Source organism: Streptomyces sp. S07_1.15 (genome assembly GCF_020739505.1).
Classification (GTDB): Bacteria; Actinomycetota; Actinomycetes; order Streptomycetales; family Streptomycetaceae; genus Streptomyces; species Streptomyces xinghaiensis.
In genome coordinates this window covers 1,730,244-1,754,213 of record NZ_JAJBZK010000001.1, presented here as the reverse complement: position 1 = coordinate 1,754,213, position 23,970 = coordinate 1,730,244, and the positions used below count along the sequence as shown (strand labels likewise).

The window sequence follows — 23,970 nt, the reverse complement described above, 5'->3', positions numbered from 1 at the left end:
CTGCCGCCCGGGTGCGCGAATCCCCATGCGGAAAGGCCCGGTTCACTGGTTCAGGTATTCAGGTGTGCACGCGTTCACGGGTTCACAGGGGCAGAGCGCTCGGCGGGTTCTCCTTCGGTTCGGCCTTGTCCGCGGGCTCCCGTGGAGCCTCTCGTACGGGCTCGGGCGGGCCCTCCGGCCGGGGGTTCCTCGGGGCGGGCAGGACTCCGGAGCCGTGGAGGAGTTCTCGGGCGGCGGCGATGGCCTCCGGCGTGCTGGCGAACACCCGTCCGGTGGCGTCGAGCCGCCCGATGACGCCGAGCGCCTCCAGCGGGCGGTGGTGGCCGTCGCGGATGCCGGAGACCAGCACGGTGATCCCGCGGCGTTCCAGTTTCTCGATGGCGTCCTTCAGCACCAGGGAGCCGCTGGCGTCGATGGTGGTCACCCGCGACATGCGGAGGATCACCACGGAGACGTCCGCGACCTCGGAGAGCTCCAGCAGGAAGCGGTGTGCGGCGGCGAAGAAGAGCGGTCCGTCGAGGCGGTAGGCGACGATGTGCTCGGCCAGCAGCGCGTGTTCGGCGGCGTCGTGGCTGCCGGGGGTGTCCTCGTGGTGGAGCGGCACCTCGTCCAGCCGGGCGTTGCGGGCGACCGCCCGCAGCGCCAGCGCGCCCGCGACGACCAGGCCGATGACGACCGCCTGCACCAGGTCGAGCGCCAGGGTGGCGCACGCGGTGAGCACCAGCACGAGGGCGTCGGCGCGGGTGGCGCGGGCCATCGCGCGCACCGAACCGACCTCGATCATGCGGACGGCGGTGGCGAGCAGGACGCCCGCCAGGGCGGCGAGCGGGATACGGGAGACCAGTGGCGCGGCGGTGAAGACGATGACGGCGAGGACCACCGCGTGGGCCAGCGCCGCCAGGCGGGAGGTCGCCCCGGTGCGGACGTTGACGGCGGTCCGGGCGATCGCGCCGGTCGCGGGCACGCCGCCGAAGAGCGGCGAGGCGAGGTTGGCGAGGCCCTGGCCGAAGAGTTCGCGGTCGGGGTCGTGCTTCTGCCCCACGGTCATGCCGTCGGCGACCGCCGCGGAGAGCAGGGATTCCAGGGCGGCCAGCGCGGCGACCGCCACGGCGGGGGCGATCAGCGAGGACAGGGCGGAGAGGTCGACGAAACCGAGCGAGGGCGCGGGGAGTCCGGACGGCAGCGCCCCGATGCGGTCCACGTCCAGCCCGGTCGTCTCGGCGGCGAGCGTCGCGGCCACCACGGCCAGCAGGGAGAACGGCACGGCCGGGCGCCACCGTGCGCCGGCGAGCATCAGCCCGGCGACGGCCAGCGCGACGGTGACCGCGGGCCAGTCCGGGGCGCCGAGGTAGTCCCGTACGGCCTGGAAGGCGGCCACCGTGACCTTCTCCTCGTCCGGGACCGGCACGCCGAGGACCGCGGGTATCTGCTGGAGCCCGATCACCAGGGCGATGCCCACGGTGAAGCCCTCGACCACCGGCGCGGGCACGAAGGCCATGTACTTCCCGGCCCGGGCGGCGGCGAGCAGCAGGAGCAGCACGCCCGCCATGAGCCCCACCGTGAGCACGCCGGAGGCGCCGTGGGCGTGGACGATCGGCACCAGGACGACGGTCATGGCCCCGGTCGGTCCGGAGACCTGGAGGCTGGAGCCGCCGAAGACGGCCGCCAGCGCCCCCGCGACCACGGCGGTGGCCAGGCCGGCCTCGGCCCCCAGGCCCGAGGAGATGCCGAAGCCGAGGGCGAGCGGCAGCGCGACGACGGCCACGGTGAGGCCGGCCAGCAGGTCACGGCGCGGACGGCCGCGCATCGCGGCGAGATCGGAGCGCGTGGGCAGGAGGGAGAGGAGCCCGGAGAGGGCCCGTGCGCGGAACCGGTTCACCGGTGGAGGTCCCCGGGCTCCCGCAGTTCCGCCAGCAGTTCGTTGCGGCCGGCCAGCATCTCGGTGAGGATCCGCCGGGCCGCCTTCATCAGGTCCGCCACATCGCCGCCGGCCAGGGCGTAGACCACGGTCGACCCCTCGCGGGCCGAGGTCACGATGCCGGAGCGGCGCAGCACGGCGAGCTGCTGGGAGAGGCTGGACGGCTCGGTGCCGATGGCGGCGAGCAGGTCCCGTACGGGCATGGGGCCGTCCTGGAGGAGTTCCAGCACCCGGATGCGGACGGGATGCCCGAGCATGCGGAAGAACTCCGCCTTGGCCTGGTAGAGGGGGACCTGCAAGATCAGCACCTGTCTTCGGGGGAGGGATGGAGCCGTGGGAGCCCGATCCCATGATGTGCTCAATTGAAGAATTCTTCAAATCGTTGACGCGCGACCGCCTTCTATCCTGGTCCGCGGCCGTTCCCGCGGCACACCACCGAACCGGCCCAGCTGATGACGACGACGGAGGCGCCCCCTTGGCCAGGAGACAGATACCGGTCGTCGTGCTGGCGGGGTTCCTGGGATCGGGCAAGACCACCCTGCTCAACCACCTGCTGAGCAGCAGCGACGGTACGCGCGTCGGCGCGATCGTCAATGACTTCGGCAGGATCGAGATCGACGCGATGGCCCTGGCCGGCCAGGTGGACTCCATGGTCTCGCTCGGGAACGGCTGCCTCTGCTGCGCCGTCGACACCAGTGAGCTCGACGGCTTCCTGGAGCGGCTCGCCCGTCCCGGGGCCGGCATCGACGTCATCGTCATCGAGGCGAGCGGGCTGGCCGAGCCGCAGGAGCTCATCCGGATGATCCTGGCCAGCGACAACGGGGACATCGTCTACGGCGGTCTGGTCGAGGTGGTCGACGCCGCCGAGTTCGCCCGGACCCGCACCGCGCACCCGGAGCTCGACCGCCATGTGGGCATCGCCGACCTGGTGGTCCTCAACAAGGCGGACCGGGTGGACGAGGCGGGACTGCGGGACACCCTGGAGACGCTGGAACGGCTCGCTCCGCGCGCCCCCGTCATCCCCGCCGCGCACGGGCGGATCGACGCCGGGCTGCTCTTCGACGAACGGCCGCGCGGGGAGGAGACCGAGCCCGTACGGCAGTTGTCGTTCGAGGACCTCTACCGGGAGGTCAACCGGGAGCGGGCGGCCCGCGGGCCCGCCGGCCGCGACGGCGGGTGCGGTGACGGCTGTGACGGCGGCGGCCACCTCCACAGCGCCTACGACAGCGTGGAGTTCACCTCCGGCACCCCGCTGGACCCGCGCCGGCTGATGGCCTTCCTCGACGGCAGGCCGGACGGGCTCTACCGGATCAAGGGCTGGGTCCACTTCGGCGCGGACGGCCACCGCGAGAAGTTCACCCTGCACGCCGTCGGCGACTTCCTGCGCTTCTACCCCTCGCCCTGGTCCCGGGGCGAGACACCGGGCACCCAGCTCGTGCTGATCGGAGCCGGCATCGACACCGGGGCCGTGCGCAAGGAGCTGAAGGCCTGCCGGGAGACGGAGCCGGGGGAGGGCGCCGCCGACGAGACGGGCATGTGGGGCGTACTGCGGTACGTACAGCGCGAACAGCCGGGACCACCGGGGGAGCCGGGGCGGCCGGGGGAGTACGGCGAACCAGGGGCGTACGGGGAAGCCGCGGACCCCGGCGAGCCGGAGGACGCCGAGTACGCCTGAGCCCGGGCCCGGGAGCCCGGGCCCTCCGGCGCCCGGGCTCCCGGAGCGCGGGCCTCCGGCGCGCACGGCCGACGACCCGCGTCGGCCGGCCCGCTCCGCCCGGCCCGCTACACCGGTCCGGCGACCACCGCGACCGGCTTCGTCAGCGGCAGGCCCGAACCGTCCCGGCGCGGGTCCGGCTCCGGCAGCTCCACCGGGGCGCCCGAGGAACCGGCCGCCCGGGGCGGCGTGGCCCCGGCCCAGGCGAAGACCAGCCGGTCCTCGCCCTTGAGGAAGCGCTGGCAGCGCACTCCGCCGGTGGCCCGCCCCTTGCGCGGGTACTGGTCGAACGGGGTCAGCTTCGCCGACTGCTGCACCGACGCGTCGAGCGTGCCCTGGGCGGCACCGGCGACGGTGAAGACCGCGGCGTCGCCGGCCGGGTCCACCGCGCCGAAGAAGATCACCTCGGCGCCCTCGGGCAGCTTCACCCCGGCCATGCCGCCCGCAGCGCGGCCCTGCGGCCGTACCTGGGAGGCCGGGTAGCGCAGCAGCTGCGCCTCACTGGTGACGAAGACCAGGTCCTCGTCACCCGTGCGCAGTTCGACCGCGCCGACCACCCGGTCGCCGTCCCGGAGGCCGATGACCTCCAACTCGTCCTTGTTCGCCGGATAGTCCGGCACCACGCGCTTCACCACGCCCTGCCGGGTGCCGATGGCCAGCCCGGGGGAGCTCTCGTCGAGCGTGGTCAGGCAGATGAGTTCCTCGCCCTCGTCGAGGGTGAGGAACTCGGCGATCGGCGCGCCCCCGGACAGATTCGGGGCGGAGGCCGTGTCGGGAAGCTGCGGCAGGTCGATCACGGACAGGCGCAGCATCCGCCCGATGGAGGTCACCGCGCCGACATGGCCGCGGGCCGTGGCCGGGACGGCGGAGACGATCACGTCGTGCTTGACGCGCTTCGTGGAACCGCCCTCCAGCGGCTCGCCGTTGGCGGTACGGGCCAGCAGGCCGGTGGAGGAGAGCAGCACCCGGCACGGGTCGTCGGCGACCTGCAGCGGCACCGCCTGCACCGGGGCGTCCGCCGACTCCAGCAGCACCGTGCGCCGGTCGGTGCCGAACTTCTTCGCCACCACGGCGAGTTCCGAGGAGACCAGCTTCCGCAGCTCCGCGTCGGAGTCCAGGATGCGGGTCAGCTCCGCGATCTCGGTGTTGAGGCGGTCCCGCTCCGACTCCAGCTCGATCCGGTCGAACCGGGTCAGCCGGCGCAGCGGGGTGTCCAGGATGTACTGGGTCTGGATCTCGCTCAGGGAGAAGCGGGCGATCAGCGACTGCTTGGCCTCGGCGGAGTTGTCGCTGGAACGGATGATCCGGATGACCTCGTCGATGTCGATCAGCGCGGTCAGCAGGCCCTCGACCAGGTGCAGCCGGTCGCGGCGCTTGCCGCGCCGGAACTCGCTGCGCCGCCGGACGACCTCGAAGCGGTGGTCCAGATAGACCTCCAGCAGCTCCTTGAGCCCCAGCGTCAGCGGCTGGCCGTCCACCAGCGCGACGTTGTTGATGCCGAAGGACTCCTCCATGGGCGTCAGCTTGTAGAGCTGCGCCAGCACGGCCTCCGGGTTGAAGCCGTTCTTGATCTCGATGACGAGCCGCAGACCGTGCGACCGGTCGGTGAGGTCCTTGACGTCCGCGATGCCCTGGAGCTTCTTGGCGCCCACCAGGTCCTTGATCTTGGCGATGACCTTCTCGGGTCCCACGGTGAACGGCAGTTCGGTGACGACGAGGCCCTTGCGGCGTGCGGTGACGTTCTCCACCGCCACCGTGGCGCGGATCTTGAAGGTGCCGCGGCCGGTCTCGTAGGCGTCGCGGATGCCGGCCAGCCCGGCGATCCGGCCGCCGGTCGGCAGGTCCGGGCCGGGCACGAAGCGCATCAGCGTGGCCAGATCGGCGCCCGGGTGCTTGATCAGATGCCGGGCGGCGGCGATCACCTCGCCCAGGTTGTGCGGCGGCATATTGGTCGCCATGCCCACCGCGATGCCCGAGGCGCCGTTCACCAGCAGGTTCGGATACGCGGCCGGCAGGGCGGCCGGCTCCCGCTCCTGGCCGTCGTAGTTGGGGGCGAAGTCGACCGTGTCCTCGTCGATCGACTCCGTCATCAGGGAGGTCGCGGCGGCCATCCGGCACTCGGTGTACCGCATGGCGGCGGGCGGGTCGTCGTTGCCCAGGGAGCCGAAGTTGCCGTGGCCGTCCACCAGCGGGAGCCGCATCGAGAACGGCTGCGCCATGCGCACGAGGGCGTCGTAGATCGAGGCGTCGCCGTGCGGGTGGAGCTTGCCCATCACCTCGCCGACGACGCGTGCGCACTTCACGTACGAGCGGTCCGGCCGCAGGCCCATCTCGTTCATCTGGTAGACGATGCGCCGGTGGACGGGCTTGAGGCCGTCGCGGGCGTCGGGGAGGGCGCGCGAGTAGATGACCGAGTAGGCGTACTCCAGGAAGGAGCCCTGCATCTCGTCCACGACGTCGATGTCGAGGATGCGCTCCTCGAATTCCTCGGGAGGCGGGGTCTTCGTACTGCGGCGGGCCATCGCGGCTGCTGCTCCTTAGGACTTCGAAACTTCGCTGGGCGGGGGTTGGTGACGCGGACCATTGTGGACCCCGCCGCGGACAGTGCGGCCCACGACCCGTCCGAACGGCACGCTACGGGAACTTCGGCAGGTCTCCGGCCGCTTGCATACAGTGGCAGCACTCATCATCTCCGCACCCCTCACCCGCGATCGAAGGGACGTACATGCCCATGGGTCACACGGCCACCGAGAAGGCCGGGTCCGGCGGCCTGACAGCGACGGAGCACCGGCTGGCCAACGGTCTGCGCGTGATCCTCTCCGAGGACCACCTGACCCCGGTCGCCGCGGTCTGTCTCTGGTACGACGTCGGCTCCCGCCACGAGGTCCAGGGCCGCACCGGCCTGGCACACCTCTTCGAGCACCTGATGTTCCAGGGCTCCGCGAACGTGAAGGGCAACGGCCACTTCGAGCTGGTGCAGGGCGCCGGCGGCTCGCTCAACGGCACCACGAGCTTCGAGCGGACCAACTACTACGAGACCATGCCCGCCCACCAGCTCGAACTCGCGCTCTGGCTGGAGGCCGACCGCATGGGCAGCCTCCTCGTCGCCCTCGACGACGAGAGCATGGAGAACCAGCGGGACGTCGTGAAGAACGAGCGCCGCCAGCGCTACGACAACGTCCCCTACGGCACCTCGTTCGAGAAGCTGACCGCCATGGCCTACCCCGAGGGCCACCCGTACCACCACACCCCCATCGGCTCGATGGCCGACCTCGACGCCGCCTCCCTGGAGGACGCCCGGAACTTCTTCCGGACGTACTACGCGCCGAACAACGCCGTCCTCGCGGTCGTCGGCGACATCGACCCCGAGCGGACCCTCGCCTGGATCGAGCGCTACTTCGGCTCCATCCCCGGCCACGACGGCAAGCAGCCGCCGCGCGACGGCGCCCTGCCCGACATCATCGGCGGGGAGCTGCGGGAGGAACTGCGCGAGGAGGTCCCGGCCCGCGCGCTGATGTCCGCCTACCGGCTCCCGGAGGACGGCACCCGCGCCGCCGACGCCGCCGATCTGGCCCTGACGGTCCTCGGCGGCGGCGAGTCCTCCCGGCTGTACAACCGGCTGGTCCGCCGGGACCGCCTCGCCGTCGGCGCGGGCTTCGGCCTGCTGCGGCTGGCGGGCGCCCCCTCGATGGGCTGGCTGGACGTCAAGGCGTCCTCCGGTGTGGAGATCCCCGCCATCGAACGGGCGGTCGACGAGGAGCTGGCCCGGTTCGCCGAGGAGGGCCCGACCCCCGAGGAGATGGAGCGCGCCCAGGCGCAGCTGGAGCGCGAGTGGCTGGACCAGCTCGCCACCGTCGGCGGCCGCGCCGACCAGCTCTGCCGGTACGCCGTCCTCTTCGGCGACCCGCAGCTCGCGCTGACGGCGGTACAGCGGCTGCTGGAGGTCGGCCCCGAGGAGGTGCGGGAGGTGGCGGCGGCGCGGCTGCGTCCCGACAACCGCGCCTCGCTCGTCTACGAGCCGACCGGGCCCGGACACGAGTCCGGGGACGGCGCGGACGGCACCGAGGGCACCGACGGCACCGACGAGAAGGAGGCGGCCCAGTGAGCGACGCCGGCACCACCATGACGTACCACCCGATGCCGCGCGCCGGGGAGCCCACGCCCTGGGCCTTCCCGACCCCCGAGCGGGACACCCTGCCCAACGGGCTGACGGTGCTCCACTGCCACCGCCCCGGCCAGAAGGTGGTGGCCGTCGAGATCAATCTGCAGGCACCCCTGGAGGCCGAGCCGGAGGGCACCGACGGCGTCGCCACGATCATGGCGCGCGCCCTCTCGGAGGGCACCGACCGGCACACCGCCGAGGAGTTCGCCGCCGAACTGGAGCGCTGCGGCGCCACCCTGGACGCGCACGCGGACCACCCCGGGGTCCGGGTCTCCCTGGAGGTCCCGGCCTCCCGGCTGGCCAAGGCGCTGGGGCTGCTCGCCGACGCCCTGCGGGCCCCGGCCTTCCCCGAGGACGAGGTCGAGCGGCTGGTCCGCAACCGTCTCGACGAGATCCCGCACGAGCTGGCCAACCCCGCCCGCCGGGCCGCGATGGAGCTCTCCAAGGAGCTGTTCCCGGCCGAGTCCCGGATGTCCCGGCCCCGGCAGGGCACCGAGGAGACCGTCGCGCGGGTGGACGCGGCCGGCGTCCGCGCGTTCTACGCGGCGCACGTCCGCCCCGCCACCGCGACCGCCGTGATCGTGGGCGACTTCACCGGCATCGCGCTGGCCGAGGTCCTCGCCGGCACCCTGGGCACCTGGACCGGCGGCACGGCCGAGGCCCGCCCCGTACCGGCCATCACGGCGGACGACACCGGCCGGGTCGTGATCGTGGACCGGCCGGGCGCGGTGCAGACCCAGGTCCTCATCGGCCGGGTCGGCCCCGACCGGCACGACCGGGTCTGGGCGGCCCAGGTGCTCGGCGTCTACTGCCTCGGCGGCACGCTCACCTCCCGCCTGGACCGGGTGCTGCGCGAGGAGAAGGGCTACACCTACGGCGTGCGCGCCTTCGGCCAGGTGCTGCGCTCGACGCCCGAGGGCACGGGCGCCTCGCTGCTGGCCATCAGCGGCTCGGTCGCCACGGACGTCACCGGCCCGGCCCTGGAGGACACCTGGCAGGTGCTGCGCACCCTCGCGGCCGGCGGGCTGACCGACGAGGAGCGCGATGTGGCCGTGCAGAACCTGGTCGGGGTCGCGCCGCTGAAGTACGAGACCGCCGCGGCCGTCGCCGGGACCCTGGCCGACCAGGTCGAGCAGTACCTTCCGGACGATTTCCAGGCGCAGTTGTACGCCCGGCTCGCCGAGGCCGGCACAGTGGAGGCCACCGCCGCCGCGGTCAGCGCGTTCCCGGTGGACAACCTGGTGACGGTGCTGGTCGGGGACGCCTCCGCGATCGAGGAGCCGGTCCGGGCGCTGGGCATCGGGGAGGTCAAGGTCGTCAGCGGCTGAACGACCGGTCCGGTCACCGGCGTTCGGGACGCGAGCTGTCGAGCAGCGCGCGACCTGCCGGACAGGCGGCCGTGACGCACCGTCGGAACCGGCGGTCCGTCACGGCCGTTTCCCGTCACGCCGGTACGGCGCACGGGGCCCGGGCGGGGGCTCCGGAGGCGGGCCCGGCGGAGGCGCCGATTCCGCCGTTCCGTGCGGCGGGGAGCACCGCCCTTTGGCCCGTTTTGCCGCGGTGCGGGCGTTCTCTCCTGTGGCCTCCGCAACAATAAGCCGGTTTCGTTTGGCGCGGCGGAGCCGTCCGTCTTAGCGTCGATCCGGCTGTCCGGCCGGGCACTTCGCCGCAAACCGCGGCACCGGGCAGTCATCGCCGAGTCCCCATGGCGCGAGCCAGGGGAGCCGGGGACCCTCCTTCCCGTACCTCACCGGTGCGGGACGGGCCGCCCCACGCCGCCGACGGCGGTACGGGAACGGTCCGGTCCCTTGGGGTGAATCGGGCGCCTCCCCGTGAGGGGCCCGTAGGAGACCTTCCTGCTCCGAACCCGTCAGCTAACCCGGTAGGCGAGAAGGAAGGAAAGGACAGCCGCACCCTATGCCGCCCACCCGTACCACCGGGAAGCACCGCCGTCCGAGCCGTCGCGGCATCCGCCCCGCGCGCGTCGCCGGCATGGCCACCCTCGCCACCAGCGGCGTGGCCGCCACGCTCGCCTCCCCGGCGTTCGCCGCCGACGACAGTGCCCGCGGGGCCGCGGACACCGGGCTCCGCCAGGCGGTCGTCCTCGACGACACCCTCGGCGAGCGGATCGGCGACCAGGCCGAGGCCCAGCAGTCCGCCGCCGACGTGGCCGCCGCCATGGAGCGGGCCGAGGCCGCCGCCAGGCGTGAGGCCGCCGAGGCCAAGCGGATCGCCGACGCCCGGGCCAAGGAGGAGCGCGCCGCCAAGGAGCGGGCCGCCCGCGCGGCCGAGCGCAAGCGCCTCAACACCTTCGTGATGCCGGTCGACGGCAGCTTCGTCTCCACCCAGTACCACGCCTCCGGTGCCGCCTGGTCCTCCGGCAGCCACACCGGGATCGACTTCAAGGCCGCCGAGGGCACCCCGGTCAAGTCCGTGGGCTCGGGCACCGTCGTCGAGGCCGGCTGGGACGGCTCCTACGGCAACAGCGTCGTCATCAGGATGAACGACGGCACCTACACCCAGTACGGGCACCTGTCCGCCCTCAATGTCACCGCGGGCCAGGCGGTCACGCCCGGCCGGCAGATCGGTCTTGCCGGGAACACCGGCAACTCCTTCGGTGCGCACCTCCACTTCGAGGCCCGCACCACCGCCGAGTACGGCTCCGACATCGACCCCGTCGCGTACCTGCGGTCGCACGGCGTCTCGGTCTGACGCCCGGCGCGAGGCGAGACCCCGGCCCACCCGGCCGGGGTCTTCGCGTATCCGGCTCCGGACGGCCCGGGCCCTGCGGTCCGTCCCGGCCGCCTCCCGCCGTGGCCGGTTTCCTGGCCGGATCGCCTCCACCGGCGCGCATCCCCGGCACCATATTCCGCGTCCTGCAATACAGTTCGGGAATGTCGAGCCCTGTGTTCCACGGGAATTCCAGTGGAGGTCCGGAAATGCGGAGTCGGAGATGAACGGTGATTCGCCGCCCGCCGGCCGCCGTATTCCGGCGCACGCGGTGCGCCATGCGATCCGCGACGACATCGTCGCCGGGACGTATCCCTTCGGCAGCCGCCTCACCGAGGAACTGCTCGCGCGCCGCTACGGCGTCTCGCGGGTCCCGGTGCGGGAGGCCCTGCGGGCCCTGGAGTCCGAGGGGTTCGTCACCACGCGGCGGCACGCGGGCGCCTGTGTGGCCGAGCCGACGGAGCGGGAGGCCGCCGACCTGCTGGAGATCCGCTCCCTGCTGGAGCCCCTGGCCGCGGGGCGGGCGGCGCAGCGCCGCACCGAGGCGCATCTCAAGGTGCTGCGCGGGCTGGTGGCGCTCGGCCGGGAGCGGGCGCGCCACGGGCAGGCGGCGGATCTGCGCTCGCTGGACGCCTGGTTCCACGAGACGCTGGCCCAGGCTTCGGGCAGTCCGAGCCTGATCGCCCTGCTCACCCAGGTCCGCCGCAAGATCGCGTGGGTGTACGCGGCCCCGCGGTCGGCGCCCACGGCCGACACCTGGACGGAGCGCGGCGCCATCGTGGACGCCGTCGCGCGGGGGGACGCGGCGCGTGCCCGGGCCCTTGTGGCGGCGCACACCGAACTCGCGCCGCCGGACGGCAGCCGGCTCCGCCGTCCGGCCGCGGTGAGGAATCCGAAACAATCCGTCAACACGGAACGCGTCCAGAATTAACAACGCGGGCGTAATGCGGGCGTGGGGAAAAGAGGGCGGAGAAGCGGGGAAGGTGCGGACGGGACGCGTATACGGGGCGGTGACGCGGATATCGGGTGGACGAGAAGAAGCGGCTGCCGTAAGGGTGCCGGATTGTTTTCCCGGCACGCCCTCGCGGGGGCGCACGGGCCGCACACGGAAGCCGCGGCCGCCCCCGAGGGGCAACCGCGGCTCCGGTGTGCGCCGTTCGCCGCTCCCGGCGGCCCCGGTCTCAGACCGTTTCCGGCAGCTCCTCCAGCCCTTCCGAGACCAGCTTGGCCAGCCGGTCGAGCGCGGCGTCCGCGCCCTCGGCCTCGGAGGCGAGGACGATCTCCTCGCCGCCCTGGGCGCCCAGGCTGAGCACCGCGAGCATCGAGGCGGCGTTGACCGGGGAGCTGTCGCCCTTGGCGATCGTCACGGGAACGCCGGAGGCGGTCGCCGCGCGGACGAAGATCGAGGCGGGGCGGGCGTGCAGCCCTTCTGCCCAGCCGACGGTGACGCGGCGCTCTGCCATGGTGGTGCCCTTCGATCGCAGGAAACGGGTAATCCGTGAGCCGTGAGTTGTCTAGACCATTCTGCCACGGTGCCGCAAGTGCCCGGGCCGGCCTGCGGTCACCGTACCGGGGCCCCGCGCCCGCTCCCGAACGGCCCGGAACGGCCGTCCGCCGGCCCGGACCGGCGCCACCGGCGCGCGGCACCCCGCGCACCGGGCCGCACACCCGTACGCTTGGCCCCATGGAAACGCCGTCGGAGCACGTCTATCCGGCCCACTGGGAAGCCGACGTCGTCCTGCGCGACGGCGGCACCGCCCACATCCGCCCCATCACCGAGGACGACGCGAAGCGCCTGGTCGACTTCTACGAGCAGGTCTCGGACGAGTCCAAGTACTACCGCTTCTTCGCGCCGTACCCCCGGCTGTCCGACCGCGATGTCCACCGCTTCACCCACCACGACTACGTCGACCGGGTCGGCCTGGCGGCCGTCGTGGGCGGGGAGTTCATCGCCACCGTGCGGTACGACCGCATCGACGCCACCGGACGGCCCGCCTCCGCCCCGGCCGACGAGGCCGAGGTCGCCTTCCTCGTCCAGGACGCCCACCAGGGCCGCGGTCTGGCCTCCGCCCTCCTCGAACACATCGCCGCCGTCGCCCGCGAACGCGGCATCCGCCGCTTCGCCGCCGAGGTGCTGCCCGCCAACACCAAGATGATCAAGGTGTTCACGGACGCCGGCTACACCCAGAAGCGCCACTTCGAGGACGGCGTCGTCCGGCTGGAGTTCGACCTCGAACCCACCGACCGCTCCGTGGCCGTGCAGCGCAGCCGCGAGCAGCGCGCCGAGGCCCGGTCCGTCCAGCGGCTGCTGGCCCCGGGCTCGGTCGCCGTGATCGGCACCGGACGCCGGCCCGGCGGCATGGGCCGCGCCGTCCTCCGCGCCCTGCTGCACGGCGGCTTCACCGGCCGCGTCCACGCCGTCAACCGGGCCTTCCCCGAGGGCCTGAACACCCTGGACCCGGAGGGCGTGCCCGCCCACCGCACCGTCGGGGAGATCGGCGAGGCCGTGGACCTCGCCGTCGTCGCCGTCCCCGCGGGATCCGTGCCCGCCGTCGTCGCCGACTGCGGCGAACACGGCGTGCAGGGCCTGGTCGTCATCTCCTCCGGCTACGGCGAGAGCGGCCCCGAGGGGCGCGAGCGCCAGCGCGAACTGGTCCGCCAGGCCCGCTCGTACGGCATGCGCATCATCGGCCCGAACGCCTTCGGCATCCTCAACACCGCACCCGGCGTACGCCTCAACGCCTCCCTCGCCCCCGAACTGCCGCCGCCCGGGCACATCGGCCTCTTCACCCAGTCCGGCGCCATCGGCATCGCCCTGCTCTCGGCGCTGCACCGGCGCGGCGCCGGCCACATCGGCACCTCGACCTTCGTCTCGGCGGGCAACCGCGCCGACGTCTCCGGCAACGACGTCCTCCAGTTCTGGCACGACGACCCGGCCACCGACGTCGTCCTGATGTACCTGGAATCCATCGGCAACCCGCGCAAGTTCACGCGCCTCGCCCGCCGCACGGCCGCCGCGAAGCCGGTCGTCGTGGTCAAGGGCGCCCGGCACAGCGGCGCCGCCCCCACCGGGCACGCCGTGCCCAGCGCCCGCATCCCCGACGCCACCGTCTCGGCGCTCTTCCGGCAGGCGGGGGTGATCCGCGTCGACACCGTCACCGAACTCGTCGACACCGGCCTGCTGCTGGCCGGCCAGCCCCTGCCGGACGGACCGCGGGTGGCCATCCTCGGCAACTCCGAATCCCTCGGCCTGCTCGCCTACGACGCCTGCCTCACCGAACGGCTCCGCCCGCTCACCCCGCTCGACCTCACCACCCAGGCCACCCCCGACGACTTCCGCACGGCGCTCGCCGCGGCGCTCGCCGACGACGCCTGCGACGCGGTGGTCGTCACCGCCATCCCCTGGGTCGGCGAGAGCGACGGCCCCTCGCCCGGCGAGGGCCCGGAGCTGGCCGCCGCCCTGCGCGACGCCGTCCGGGCGGGCGGCGCCGGCAAGCCGGTCGTGGTGGCCCACCTGGAGATGGACGGGCTCGCGGCCGCCCTCGGCGCCTCCGGGGAGGACCCCGTGGCGGCCACCGGGGCGTCACCCGCCGCGGACGCCGACACGGAGGCCGACGGCACCCCGCGCGGTTCGGGCGTCCCCGCCTACCCCGCGGCCGAACGGGCCGTACGGGCGCTCGCCGAGGCCGTGCGCTACGCCGCCTGGCGCCGCACGGCCGCCGAACCGGGCCGGGTCCCCGAGTACGAGGACATCGACGAGGCCGGGGCGGGCACCGAGATCGACGGCCTGCTCGCCGCCGCCGGCGACCGGGACGCCCGCAGCTTCCCGCTCCCCGCCGACCGCGCCGCCTCCCTGCTCGCCCGGTACGGCATCGCCGTCCGGCCCGCGCTGCCCGCGCCCGACGCGGACACCGCCGCCCGGGCCGCCGCCGTCCTCGGCTACCCGGTCGCGCTCAAGACCACCGCCCCGCATCTGCGCCACCGCGCCGACCTCGGCGGTGTCCGGCTCGACCTCACCACCGAGGAGGCCCTGCGCCGCGCCTACCGGGAGTTCACGGACTTCCTGGGGAAGCCGGAGGAACTGCGCCCCGTGGTGCAGGCCATGGTGCCCCGCGGCGTCGACACCGTCGTCCGGGCGGCGATCGACCCCGCGGCCGGCGCCGTGCTCTCCTTCGGCCTCTCCGGCGCGCCCTCCGAACTGCTCGGCGACATCGCGCACCGGCTGCTGCCGGCCACCGACCGGGACGCCGCCGAGCTGATCCGGTCCCTCCGGGCCGCGCCGCTCCTCTTCGGCTGGCGCGGAGCGGACCCGGTGGACACCGCGGCCCTGGAGGAACTGCTGCTCCGGCTCTCCCGCCTGGTCGACGACCACCCCGAGGTGGTCGCGGTGGAGCTGGAACCGGTCGTCGTCGCCGCCCACGGGCTGAGCGTGCTCGGCGCCTCCGTACGGCTCGCGGCCCCGCCCACCGGCTCCGACATGGGCCCGCGCCGGCTGCCCGTCTACTGAGCCGTCCGCGGACGGCCGGGGGCGGGCCGCCGGGCGGGCCGCCGGGGTGGTGCCGCCGGGGTGGTGCCGCCGGGTGGTGCCGCCGTTCCTCGGGCGGTGCCGCCGCCCCGTAGGATGGGGCCATGGCGAAGACCGGCACGACGACCCAAGGGCTGCGCTCGGCGATCGAGCGCAGCGGTTACTACCCGGCCCTGGTGGCCGAGGCGGTGGAGGCCGCCGTGGGCGGCGAACCGGTCACCTCGTACCTGGTCCACCAGGAGACGACCTTCGACTCCAACGAGGTCCGCCGCCATGTCACCGTGCTCGTGCTGACCCGCACCCGGTTCATCGTCAGCCACACCGACGAGCAGGCCGCCGACGGCACGTCCCCCTCCCCGTACGCGACCACCTCCACGGAGTCGGTGCGGCTGGAGCGGATCTCCTCCGTGGTGCTCAGCCGGGTCGTGGCCAACCCCGAGTCGTACACCCCGGGCACGCTGCCCCGCGAGGTCGTCCTCACCATCGGCTGGGGCGCGGTCAACCGCATCGACCTGGAGCCCGCCGCCTGCGGCGACCCGGGCTGCGAGGCCGACCACGGCTACACCGGCAACTCCACCGCCGACGACCTCAGCCTGCGGGTCAGCGAGGCCGGTGACGGCCCCGACTCCGTCCGCCAGACGCTCGCCTTCGCGCAGTCGCTCTCCGAGGCCACCGTGGCCTCCACCGCCGCCCGCTGATGGCCCAGCCCGCCACCGCCGGCTCCGCCTGGCAGGACCCCGCACCGCTCGATCCGCGCTCCGCCCCCGCACCGGCCTACGGGACCGGATCGCTCGCCGAGCTGCTGCCGACCCTCGCCGCCGGCCAGGGAGTTCCGGGGCTGAGCGCCGGGCTCGGACTGGAACCGGCCGACCGGAACTGCGTCTTCCTCGTGGACGGCCTCGGCTGGGAGCTGCTGAGGGCCCACCCCGGCGAGGCCCCGTTCCTCACCTCCCTGCTGGCCGGCTCCAACGGCGGCACCGGCGGGCCCCTCACCGCGGGCTTCCCCTCCACCACGGCCACCTCCCTCGCCTCCGTCGGCACCGGCCTGCCGCCCGGCGCGCACGGCCTGGCCGGCTACACCGTCCTGGACCCGGCGAGCGGCGTGCTGATGAACCAGCTCCGCTGGCGGCCCTGGACCGACCCGCACGTCTGGCAGCCGTACCCGACGGTCTTCCAGCGCGCGGACGCGGCCGGCATCCACACCTGCCAGGTCTCCGCGCCCGGCTTCGAGACCACCCCGCTGACCCGGGTGGCGCTCAGCGGAGGCACCTTCCACGGCCGGGCCACCGGCGAGGAGCGGATGGACCTCGCCGCGGCGGAACTCGGCGCCGCGGGCCGCTCGCTCGTCTACACGTACTACAGCGAGGTGGACGGCAAGGGGCACCGCCACGGCACCGGCTCCGGCGAATGGCTCGCCGAACTCGCCTATGTGGACCGGCTCGCGCAGCGCCTCGCCGAGCAACTGCCGCCCCGCTCGGCGCTCTACATCACCGCCGACCACGGGATGGTCGACATCCCGTTCGACGAGGAGTCCCGGATCGACTTCGACGAGGACTGGGAGCTGCGCGCCGGCGTCGCGATCCTCGGCGGCGAGGCCCGCGCCCGGCACGTCTACGCCGTCCCCGGTGCCGCCGGTGACGTCGCCGCCGTGTGGCGCGAGGTGCTCGGCGACCGGATGTGGGTCGCGAGCCGCGACGAGGCCGTCGAGGCGGGCTGGTTCGGCCCCGTGGAGGAGCGCGTGTACGGCCGCATCGGCGATGTCGTCGCCGCGGCCTGCGCCGACGTGGCGATCACCGCGTCCCGCACCGAGCCCAACGAGTCCTCGATGGTGGGGCTGCACGGTTCGATGACGGCCGCCGAACAGCTCGTCCCGCTGCTCGAAGTACGCTCCTGACCGCACGGCGATACTTGCGCTCGATCCGCGGGCCCCGGCGCGGCCGGCGGCGACCCCGAACCGAAAGGCCCCCCACCCCCGATGCCCGAACTGGTCTTCTTCAGCGGCACGATGGACTGCGGAAAGTCGACTCTCGCCCTGCAGATCGAGCACAACCGGTCGGCGCGCGGCCTCCAGGGCCTGATCTTCACCCGGGACGACCGGGCCGGCGAGGGCAAGCTCTCCTCCCGGCTGGGCCTCGTCACCGAGGCCATCGAGGCGGCCGCGGACCTCGACCTCTACGCCCATCTCGTCGGCCATCTCTCCGCGGGCGGCCGCGCCGACTACGTGATCGCCGACGAGGCGCAGTTCCTCGCGCCCGCGCAGATCGACCAACTCGCCCGGGTCGTCGACGATCTGGGCGTCGACGTCTTCGCCTTCGGCATCACGACCGACTTCCGCTCCAAGCTCTTCCCCGGCTCGCAGCGGCTGGTCGAACTCGCCGACCGCATCGAGACCCTGCAGGTCGAGGCGCTCTGCTGGTGCGGCGCGCGGGCCACCCACAACGCCCGCACGTCCGGCGGCCGGATGGTCGTGGAGGGCGAGCAGGTGGTCGTCGGGGACGTCGGCCTGTCCGGGGACGAGACCGGCTACGAGGTGCTGTGCCGCCGCCACCACCAACGCCGGATGACGTCGGCCGCGGCCCGCGCCGCCGCGCTCTCCCCGGACGTCCTCCCGGTCGACCGCGGAGAGGGGCCCGTCGTCAGCGGGCCGTCCGCAGCAGATTGAAGACCGCGCCCTCGGGGTCGGCGACCGTGGCCACCCGCCCGAACGGCTGGTCGTGCGGCGGCGCGAGCAGGCGGCCGCCCAGACCGGCCACCCGGCGCGCGTCGGCATCCGGATCGGCCGACTCGAAGTACGTCATCCAGCGCGGCCCGTGCCCCCGGACCGGCTCCTCGCCCAGCTCCCGCACGGCGGCCACGGGCCGGCCGGCCAGGGAGAGCGTGATCTCCTCCGGGCCGTTCGCCGCGCTGTCGTAGCCGAAGACCGCCTCGTAGAACTTCGCGGCCGCCAAGTCCTGCTGCTGGAGATCGTTCCAGGTCTGGGTGCCCGGCTCACCGGAAGCCTGGGCTCCGGCCAGGGCCAGTCCCTGCCAGATCCCGAACACCGCGCCGAACGGGTCCGAGGCGATCGCCAGCCGCCCCGCGTCCCCCGCGTCCAGCGGGCCGACGGCGACCGTACCGCCGCAGGCGCGGATCAGCTCGGCCGTCGCGTCCGCGTCGTCCGTGGCCAGATAGGTGGTCCAGGCGACCGGCAGCTCGCGCCCGCCCGACAGCTCGCCCACCCCGGCGACCTCGCGTCCGCCCAGCTGGGCGCGGACATACGGCCCGAGCTGCCGCGGCGCGGGCACGAAGCTCCAGCCGAACAGGGCGCCGTAGAAGTCCTGGGTCGCCGCCAGGTTGTGCGCCATCAGGCTCACCCAGCAGGGCGTTCCCGGTGTACGCGGCGTGGCTGCCTCGGTCATCGTCACTACTCTCCTCGGGGGCGTTCGGATCCGGGCGGGACCGGGCGCACGTCGTCGCGGTGGGAGGGCGCCCGGCCTCATGCTTGCACCAGCTGCCGCGCCGAGGGAGACGGCCGCGCCGCGTTCCATGGCTTTGGGGTCAAGGATGCCCACTTTGCCGTTGCGTATCCGTGCCGGCGGTCCGGCTGTCCGACAACTGCCCGACGTACGGCTGGTTTCCGGAGTCGGTCCGGTGCGCAGCCGGCCTACGCGAAGATGGGGACATGGACACCCTCATCACCGCATCCGATCTGGCCCGGGAGGCGGCGGGCGGCTCCCCGCCGGTCCTCCTCGACGTGCGCTGGCAGCTGGGCGGCCCACCGGGCAGACCGGCGTACGGGGAGGGCCACATCCCCGGCGCCGTCTACGTGGACCTGGAGGCCGACCTCGCCGGTCCGCCCGGGAGCGGCGGCCGGCATCCGCTGCCGGACCCGGCCGTCCTCGGGGCCGCGATGCGGCGGGCCGGCGTCTCCTCCGGCCGCCCGGTCGTGGTGTACGACGACGCGCAGGGCTGGGGCGCGGCCCGCGCGTGGTGGCTGCTCCGCTGGGCCGGGCACCCCTCGGTCCGCGTGCTCGACGGCGGCCTCCGCGCCTGGCGGGAGACCGGCGGCCCGCTGGAGACGTCCGAACCCGCCCCGGCCGAGGGAACGTTCGAGCCCGGCCCGGGCGGTCTGCCGGTGCTCGGCGCGGACGAGGCCGCCGAACTGGCGCGTACGGGCGTGCTGCTGGACGCCCGCGCGGCCGAGCGCTACCGCGGCGAGGTGGAACCGGTCGACCCGGTGGCGGGCCACATCCCGGGTGCGCTGTCCGCGCCGGCGGCCGGCAATCTCACCGCCGGGGGCCGGTTCCGTCCGGCGGGCGAGCTCGCCGGGCGCTTCGCCGCCCTCGGGGTCCGCGGTGACGCGCCCGTGGGCGTGTACTGCGGCTCCGGGGTCTCGGCGGCACAGGAGGTGCTCGCGCTGGAGCTGGCGGGCATTCCGGCGGCCCTGTACCCCGGCTCCTGGAGCGAGTGGTGCGCCGATCCGGACCGTCCGGTCGCCACGGGCGCCGACCCGGGCTGACGCGGCCCGGCGGCTCCCGGGCGGCCCCCGGTCCGTACGGACGAACGCCCGGTGGCCGGGGCCCGCGGCAACACGCGGGTCCCGGCCACCGGGTGCCGTCACCGGAGGGCTCCGGCTACTCCTGCTTCTTGCGGCGGGTGCCGAAGACGATCTCGTCCCAGCTCGGTACGGCCGCGCGGCGGCCGGGACGGACGCCGTCCGCCTCCGCCTGCCGGTCCGTCGTGCCGGTGAGCCGGTCCCGGTGACCCGCCACGGCGCGGGGCATCAGCACGTCGGCGTACGCCGAGCCGGCGCTCGCCGCGGCGGCGGGCGGTGCCGCGGGCTCCTCGGCGGCGGCCGGCTCGTCGTCCGGAGGGCTGTCGGCGGGCTCGGCCCGGGACGGCGAGGTCTGCTCCGGTACGACCATGTCGCCCCGGAAGCTCGGCACCGCCTCCAGCAGGCTGGTCAGCGAGTCGCGGTCGCGGCCCTCCCGCTCGGCGGTCTCCTCGGACTCCGAGCGGGCGGACAGCGCGCGGTCCGGCCGCTCCGAGCGGTCGATCGGCACGGTGCGGTCCATCGGCCGGTCCCGGGGGAGCCGGGCGATCCGGGGAACGAACGGGATGCTCGGCTCGGGGGTGTCGTCCGTGTCCCCGATCAGGGAGCGGGCCTCGTCGTCCACCGCCTGCACCAGTCGGCGCGGGGGGTCGTAGGTCCAGCTCGCGGAGTGCGGTTCACCGGCGACCCGGTAGGCGAGCAGCACCTCCCAGGTGCCGTCGTCCCGCCGCCAGGAGTCCCACTGGACGGTGTCCTTCTCCGCTCCGCGCAGCATCAGGCGCTCCGCGACGGCCTCGCCGAGCTGGGGTCCGGTGTTCTCGCCCGGGCGGCGGACCGGGGTCTTGCGGGCCCGCTCGGCCATGAAGGCGCGCTCGGCGAGCACCGGGCCCTCGAAGCGGCGCACCCGCTCGACGGGGATGCCGGCGAGCTGCGCGACCTCCTCGGCGGAGGCACCCGCCCTTATCCGCGCCTGGATGTCCCGGGGGCGGAGGTGGCTCTCGACCTCGATCTCGATCTGGCCCAGCCGGGCACGGTCGTTCCGCACGGCGGCGCGCAGCCGCTCATCGATCGGAAGGGTGTATTCCGTGCTGTCCGCAGCCTTCAGCACCAGCCGTGTGCCGTCGTTGCTGACGGCCACGACACGCAGTTCGGGCATGGGGACCTCCCGGGTGGTGCCTGCCGACGTCACGTGCGTCGCTGCTTCCGCTAGACGAGTGTGGCCTGCCCGGGTGCAGCCTGCCACAGCATTGCCGAGTTGCCCGGCGTGTCGGGCCGGGGCCCTTCTTCGCCGTTGTGACGCGGTCACCCATATGTCACGATGCGTGACCGCGCCGTCCGTCCCATGCACCCTACCCAGGTCCTGCCACGACTACGTCGGTCCGAACCCTGCTCCGGGCCGCTTTCGCGGATCCGGGCAGCCCGGCGGGGAGCCGGAGCCAGGATTCGCCACAGTACTCCATTCAGCCCACCCGGGTGGACTGGCACGCCGCCGACTTCTGCCGCCCGGACCGGATCGGCCGGAGCACGGGTAACCGTGCGCGGACGGAGTTTCACGGAACCTCCTGATCCGGAGTCATCCCTTCCGTTCGCCCTGCTGCGGAGGCGGGCGGCCGTACGGCGGGAGCGTGGACGGAGAGTGACGGAGCGCCGGGCGCCGGCGCGCGGACCACCGGCCCAGGCCCCGGCCCCGTACCCCGTCGCACATCCGACCGAAGGGGCAGCAGCCGGTACGCGCCGACGCGCGGCAGCCCGTCAGCCGCCCAGGACCCGGCGCAGATACGCGTTGCCGAACACCCGCTCCGGGTCGAGCCGGTCGCGCAGCGCCGTGAACTCGCCGAAGCGCGGGTACACCGAGGCGAGTTGGCCTGCGTCCCGGCTGTGCAGCTTCCCCCAGTGCGGGCGCCCCTCATGAGCCGTCATGATCCGCTCGACCTCCGAGAAGTACGGCCGGTACGGGGTGCCGCGGTACAGGTGCACGGCGATGTAGACGCTGTCCCGGCCGGAGGCGGTCGAGAGCGTGATGTCGTCGGCCGGTGCGGTGCGCACCTCCACGGGGAAACCGACGCGCAGACCGGAGCGTTCGATGAGCGACTTCACCTCGCGCAGCGCGGCGATGCCCGCGGCGCGCGGGACGGCGTACTCCATCTCCACGAACCGGACCCGGCGCGGGCAGGTGAAGACCTTGTACGGAATGTCGGTGTAGGTGCGTGCCGACAGCGCGCGGCCGGTGATCCGGGCCATCCGCGGGATCGCGGCGGGCACGGCGCGGCCCGCCGAACACACCAGCTGGAAGGCGGCGTTGGAGAGCAGCTCGTCCTCGACCCAGCCGCCGATCCGGCCGAGCGGGGCGGCGGGACCGGCGCTGCGGTTGTTCCGCTTGGTGTTGCAGTGCTCCGTGTGCGGGAACCAGTAGAACTCGAAGTGCTCGTTCTCCCGTGTCAGTTGATCGAAGTCGGCCAGCACCCGGTTCAGCGGCATCGGTTCCTCACGGGCCGTGAGCAGGAAGAGCGGCTCGACCGCGAAAGTGAGAGCGGTGACGATCCCCAGCGCGCCCAGGCCGATCCGGGCCGCGGCGAAGACCTCGGGGTTCTCCTCGCGCGAGCACTGCAGCACCGAGCCGTCGGCGGTGACCAGCTCCAGGGCGGTGAGCTGCGCGGATATGGAGGCGGAGTCCCGCCCCGTGCCGTGCGTCCCGGTGCTCGTGGCCCCGGCGGCCGTCTGCGCCATGATGTCGCCCATGTTCGTCAGCGACAGGCCCGCACCGGCCAGGGTCTGGTTGAGCTGCCACAGCGGGGTGCCCGCGGCGACGGTGACCGTCCCGGCGTCGCGGTCGATCCGCCGGACCCCGGTCAGCCGGTCGGGGCGGATCAGCACGCCGTCGGTGGCCGCGGCGGCGGTGAAGGAGTGGCCGGTGCCGGCGGCCTTCACCGGAACCCCCTCCTCGGCGGCCGACTTGACGATCCGGGCCACCTCGTCGGTGGCCGCGGGGGCCGGGGAGCGCAGCGGCCGCGCCGCCACCGTCCCCGCCCAGTTACGCCACGCGTCGCCGGTCTTCTGCGTCATGTGCTCCCACTCTCTGCCGCCGCGGAGCCGGCCGGAGCCGGCGGTACCCCAGGGATGCCACCACTGCCGCGAGAAGTCCAGCCCCGGCGGGCACCGAGTATCCGGCCCCGGCACCCGCCGCGTCGACCACCCAGCCGCCGGCGGCCGCCCCGCCGGCGATGCCCAGCTGCACGCCGGTGCTCGTCCAGCTCATGCCCTCGGTCAGCCGGGCGGCGGGGACGTGCTGCGCGACCAGGGCCATGGTGGTGACCGCCGTGGGGGCGATCGTCATGCCGGCGAAGAAGAGGGCCGCGGCCAGCGCGAGCAGATTCCCGGCCGACAGCAGGGGCAGCGTGCAGAGCGCCATCGCCCACACCCCGAGCAGCCACCGGCGGGACGGCGCGCCCTTGAGGTCCAGCAGCCCGAACACCCCGGCGGCCAGCCCCGACCCCAGGGCGTACACCGCCAGCACGGGCCCGGCCAGCGCCGGATGGCCGGCCTCCTCGGCGAAGGCCACCGTCACCACGTCGACCGAACTGAAGATCGCTCCGCAGACGCCGAAGGTCATCACCAGCACCCGCAGGCCGGGGGAGCGGAGCGCCGAGCCCGCGGTGTGCTGCTCGCGGGGGTGCGGAACGGGCTCGGTGGCGCGCTGGGAGGTCAGCCACAGGACGCCCGAGGTGAGGAACACCAGGGCCGCCAGCGGCCCGGCCTCCGGGAACCACTGGGTGGACAGCCCGATGGAGACCAGCGGCCCGAGGACGAAGCAGACCTCGTCGACCAGGGACTCCCAGGAGTAGGCGGTGTGCAGCATCCGTGGTGAGCCGCGGTGGAGGGCGGCCCAGCGGGAGCGGATCATCGAGCCGAGGTGCGGCACACAGCCGGCTCCGGCGGCGAAGACGAAGAGCGTCCAGGCGGGCAGCCCCTGGCGGGCGGAGACCAGCAGTCCCGTGACGGCCGCCACCGAGCCGAGCAGGGCGGGGCGCAGCACCCGGCGCTGGCCGTGCCGGTCGACCAGCCGGGACATCCGCGGGGACAGGCAGGCGGAGGAGAGGGCCAGCGTCGCGGCGACCGCCCCCGCCAGCCCGTAGCGGCCCGTCAGCCGGGAGATCATCGTGACGACGCCGACGGCCAGCATGGCCCCGGGCAACCGCCCGAGGAGACCGGCCGCGGAGAACGCCATGGTGCCGGGGTGCGCGAAGATCTCGCGGTAGGGACTGGGCACGTGACGGCTCCGGCGGCGACCTGGCAGGGGAGGACCAGGGGAGGACTGGGGACAGGGGCGCCTCAGCCTACGGCCGTCCGGGGCCCGGACGCCCGGGTATTTTCCCGGCCGTCGGTAGCGGGT

Annotated in this window: 18 protein-coding genes and 1 riboswitch; of the genes, 10 read left to right on the top strand and 8 right to left on the bottom strand. The window is 74.2% G+C overall.

Annotation, left to right across the window (positions count from 1 at the left end; genetic code table 11):
- Window positions 1-82: 82 nt before the first annotated feature.
- Window positions 83-1,879: a SulP family inorganic anion transporter gene (locus LIX60_RS07440; RefSeq protein ID WP_374117821.1), complete on the bottom strand. Its 1,797-nt coding sequence runs from the start codon at window positions 1,877-1,879 to the stop codon at window positions 83-85.
- On the bottom strand, window positions 1,876-2,217 hold the full coding sequence (locus LIX60_RS07435; protein ID WP_227957752.1) for a helix-turn-helix transcriptional regulator: 342 nt from the start codon (window positions 2,215-2,217) through the stop codon (window positions 1,876-1,878). The genes LIX60_RS07440 and LIX60_RS07435 overlap by 4 nt, the downstream gene beginning before the upstream one ends.
- Before the next feature lie 176 nt (window positions 2,218-2,393).
- Here LIX60_RS07435 and LIX60_RS07430 point away from each other — a divergent pair, with 176 nt between their 5' ends.
- On the top strand, window positions 2,394-3,593 hold the full coding sequence (locus LIX60_RS07430) for a GTP-binding protein (protein ID WP_227957751.1): 1,200 nt from the start codon (window positions 2,394-2,396) through the stop codon (window positions 3,591-3,593).
- A 107-nt stretch (window positions 3,594-3,700) separates the two neighbouring features.
- Here the strand turns inward: LIX60_RS07430 and LIX60_RS07425 are convergent, their stop codons facing one another.
- The gene (locus tag LIX60_RS07425; protein ID WP_227957750.1) at window positions 3,701-6,154 is read right to left on the bottom strand and encodes a DNA topoisomerase (ATP-hydrolyzing) subunit A; all 2,454 of its coding nucleotides are present in this window, start codon (window positions 6,152-6,154) and stop codon (window positions 3,701-3,703) included.
- 203 nt (window positions 6,155-6,357) lie between these two features.
- On the opposite strand from LIX60_RS07425, the gene LIX60_RS07420 reads away from it, so the two are divergent.
- From LIX60_RS07420 to LIX60_RS07405, 4 genes are all read left to right on the top strand, one after another.
- Window positions 6,358-7,737, top strand: a complete 1,380-nt coding sequence (locus LIX60_RS07420; RefSeq protein ID WP_227957749.1) for a pitrilysin family protein — start codon at window positions 6,358-6,360, stop codon at window positions 7,735-7,737.
- Window positions 7,734-9,122, top strand: coding sequence for a pitrilysin family protein (locus LIX60_RS07415; protein WP_227957748.1), 1,389 nt, complete (start codon window positions 7,734-7,736; stop codon window positions 9,120-9,122). Before LIX60_RS07420 ends, LIX60_RS07415 begins: the two co-directional genes overlap by 4 nt.
- 355 nt (window positions 9,123-9,477) lie before the next feature.
- Window positions 9,478-9,697, top strand: a riboswitch (cyclic di-AMP (ydaO/yuaA leader).
- Between the two features lie 14 nt (window positions 9,698-9,711).
- Entirely contained in the window at window positions 9,712-10,506 is a 795-nt protein-coding gene (locus tag LIX60_RS07410) for a M23 family metallopeptidase (RefSeq protein WP_227957747.1), read from the top strand.
- Between the two features lie 241 nt (window positions 10,507-10,747).
- Window positions 10,748-11,455 carry a GntR family transcriptional regulator gene (locus tag LIX60_RS07405; protein ID WP_227957746.1) on the top strand — a complete coding sequence of 236 codons (708 nt, stop codon included), beginning with the start codon at window positions 10,748-10,750 and terminating at the stop codon, window positions 11,453-11,455.
- 250 nt (window positions 11,456-11,705) lie between these two features.
- Here the strand turns inward: LIX60_RS07405 and LIX60_RS07400 are convergent, their stop codons facing one another.
- Window positions 11,706-11,987, bottom strand: a complete 282-nt coding sequence (locus tag LIX60_RS07400; protein ID WP_125621589.1) for an HPr family phosphocarrier protein — start codon at window positions 11,985-11,987, stop codon at window positions 11,706-11,708.
- 221 nt (window positions 11,988-12,208) lie between these two features.
- On the opposite strand from LIX60_RS07400, the gene LIX60_RS07395 reads away from it, so the two are divergent.
- The 4 genes from LIX60_RS07395 (at window position 12,209) to LIX60_RS07380 (ending at window position 17,711) form a co-directional block, all read left to right on the top strand.
- Window positions 12,209-15,031, top strand: coding sequence for a bifunctional GNAT family N-acetyltransferase/acetate--CoA ligase family protein (locus LIX60_RS07395; protein ID WP_227957745.1), 2,823 nt, complete (start codon window positions 12,209-12,211; stop codon window positions 15,029-15,031).
- Window positions 15,032-15,153: 122 nt separating this feature from the next.
- Complete coding sequence (locus LIX60_RS07390; RefSeq protein ID WP_019709692.1) at window positions 15,154-15,747, top strand: DUF5998 family protein; 594 nt, start codon at window positions 15,154-15,156, stop codon at window positions 15,745-15,747.
- A complete protein-coding gene (locus tag LIX60_RS07385; RefSeq protein WP_043460766.1) occupies window positions 15,747-16,943 on the top strand; it encodes an alkaline phosphatase family protein in 1,197 nt (398 codons plus the stop codon). The genes LIX60_RS07390 and LIX60_RS07385 overlap by 1 nt, the downstream gene beginning before the upstream one ends.
- A gap of 81 nt (window positions 16,944-17,024) precedes the next feature.
- Window positions 17,025-17,711, top strand: a complete 687-nt coding sequence (locus LIX60_RS07380; RefSeq protein ID WP_227957744.1) for a thymidine kinase — start codon at window positions 17,025-17,027, stop codon at window positions 17,709-17,711.
- Here LIX60_RS07380 and LIX60_RS07375 read toward each other — a convergent pair.
- A complete protein-coding gene (locus tag LIX60_RS07375; RefSeq protein ID WP_095756760.1) occupies window positions 17,686-18,447 on the bottom strand; it encodes a VOC family protein in 762 nt (253 codons plus the stop codon). The two genes, LIX60_RS07380 and LIX60_RS07375, sit on opposite strands and share 26 nt — an antisense overlap.
- 263 nt (window positions 18,448-18,710) lie before the next feature.
- Here LIX60_RS07375 and LIX60_RS07370 point away from each other — a divergent pair, with 263 nt between their 5' ends.
- A complete protein-coding gene (locus LIX60_RS07370) occupies window positions 18,711-19,547 on the top strand; it encodes a sulfurtransferase (protein ID WP_227957743.1) in 837 nt (278 codons plus the stop codon).
- 115 nt (window positions 19,548-19,662) lie between these two features.
- On the opposite strand, the gene sepH is transcribed toward LIX60_RS07370, so the two are convergent.
- The 3 genes from sepH to LIX60_RS07355 all read right to left on the bottom strand — a co-directional run bounded on the left by sepH (window position 19,663) and on the right by LIX60_RS07355 (window position 23,847).
- Window positions 19,663-20,769, bottom strand: a complete 1,107-nt coding sequence (sepH, locus tag LIX60_RS07365) for a septation protein SepH (RefSeq protein WP_227957742.1) — start codon at window positions 20,767-20,769, stop codon at window positions 19,663-19,665.
- Window positions 20,770-21,332: 563 nt separating this feature from the next.
- Complete coding sequence (locus LIX60_RS07360; protein WP_227957741.1) at window positions 21,333-22,643, bottom strand: D-arabinono-1,4-lactone oxidase; 1,311 nt, start codon at window positions 22,641-22,643, stop codon at window positions 21,333-21,335.
- Entirely contained in the window at window positions 22,612-23,847 is a 1,236-nt protein-coding gene (locus LIX60_RS07355; RefSeq protein ID WP_227957740.1) for an MFS transporter, read from the bottom strand. The genes LIX60_RS07360 and LIX60_RS07355 overlap by 32 nt, the downstream gene beginning before the upstream one ends.
- Between the last annotated feature and the right edge of the window lie 123 nt (window positions 23,848-23,970).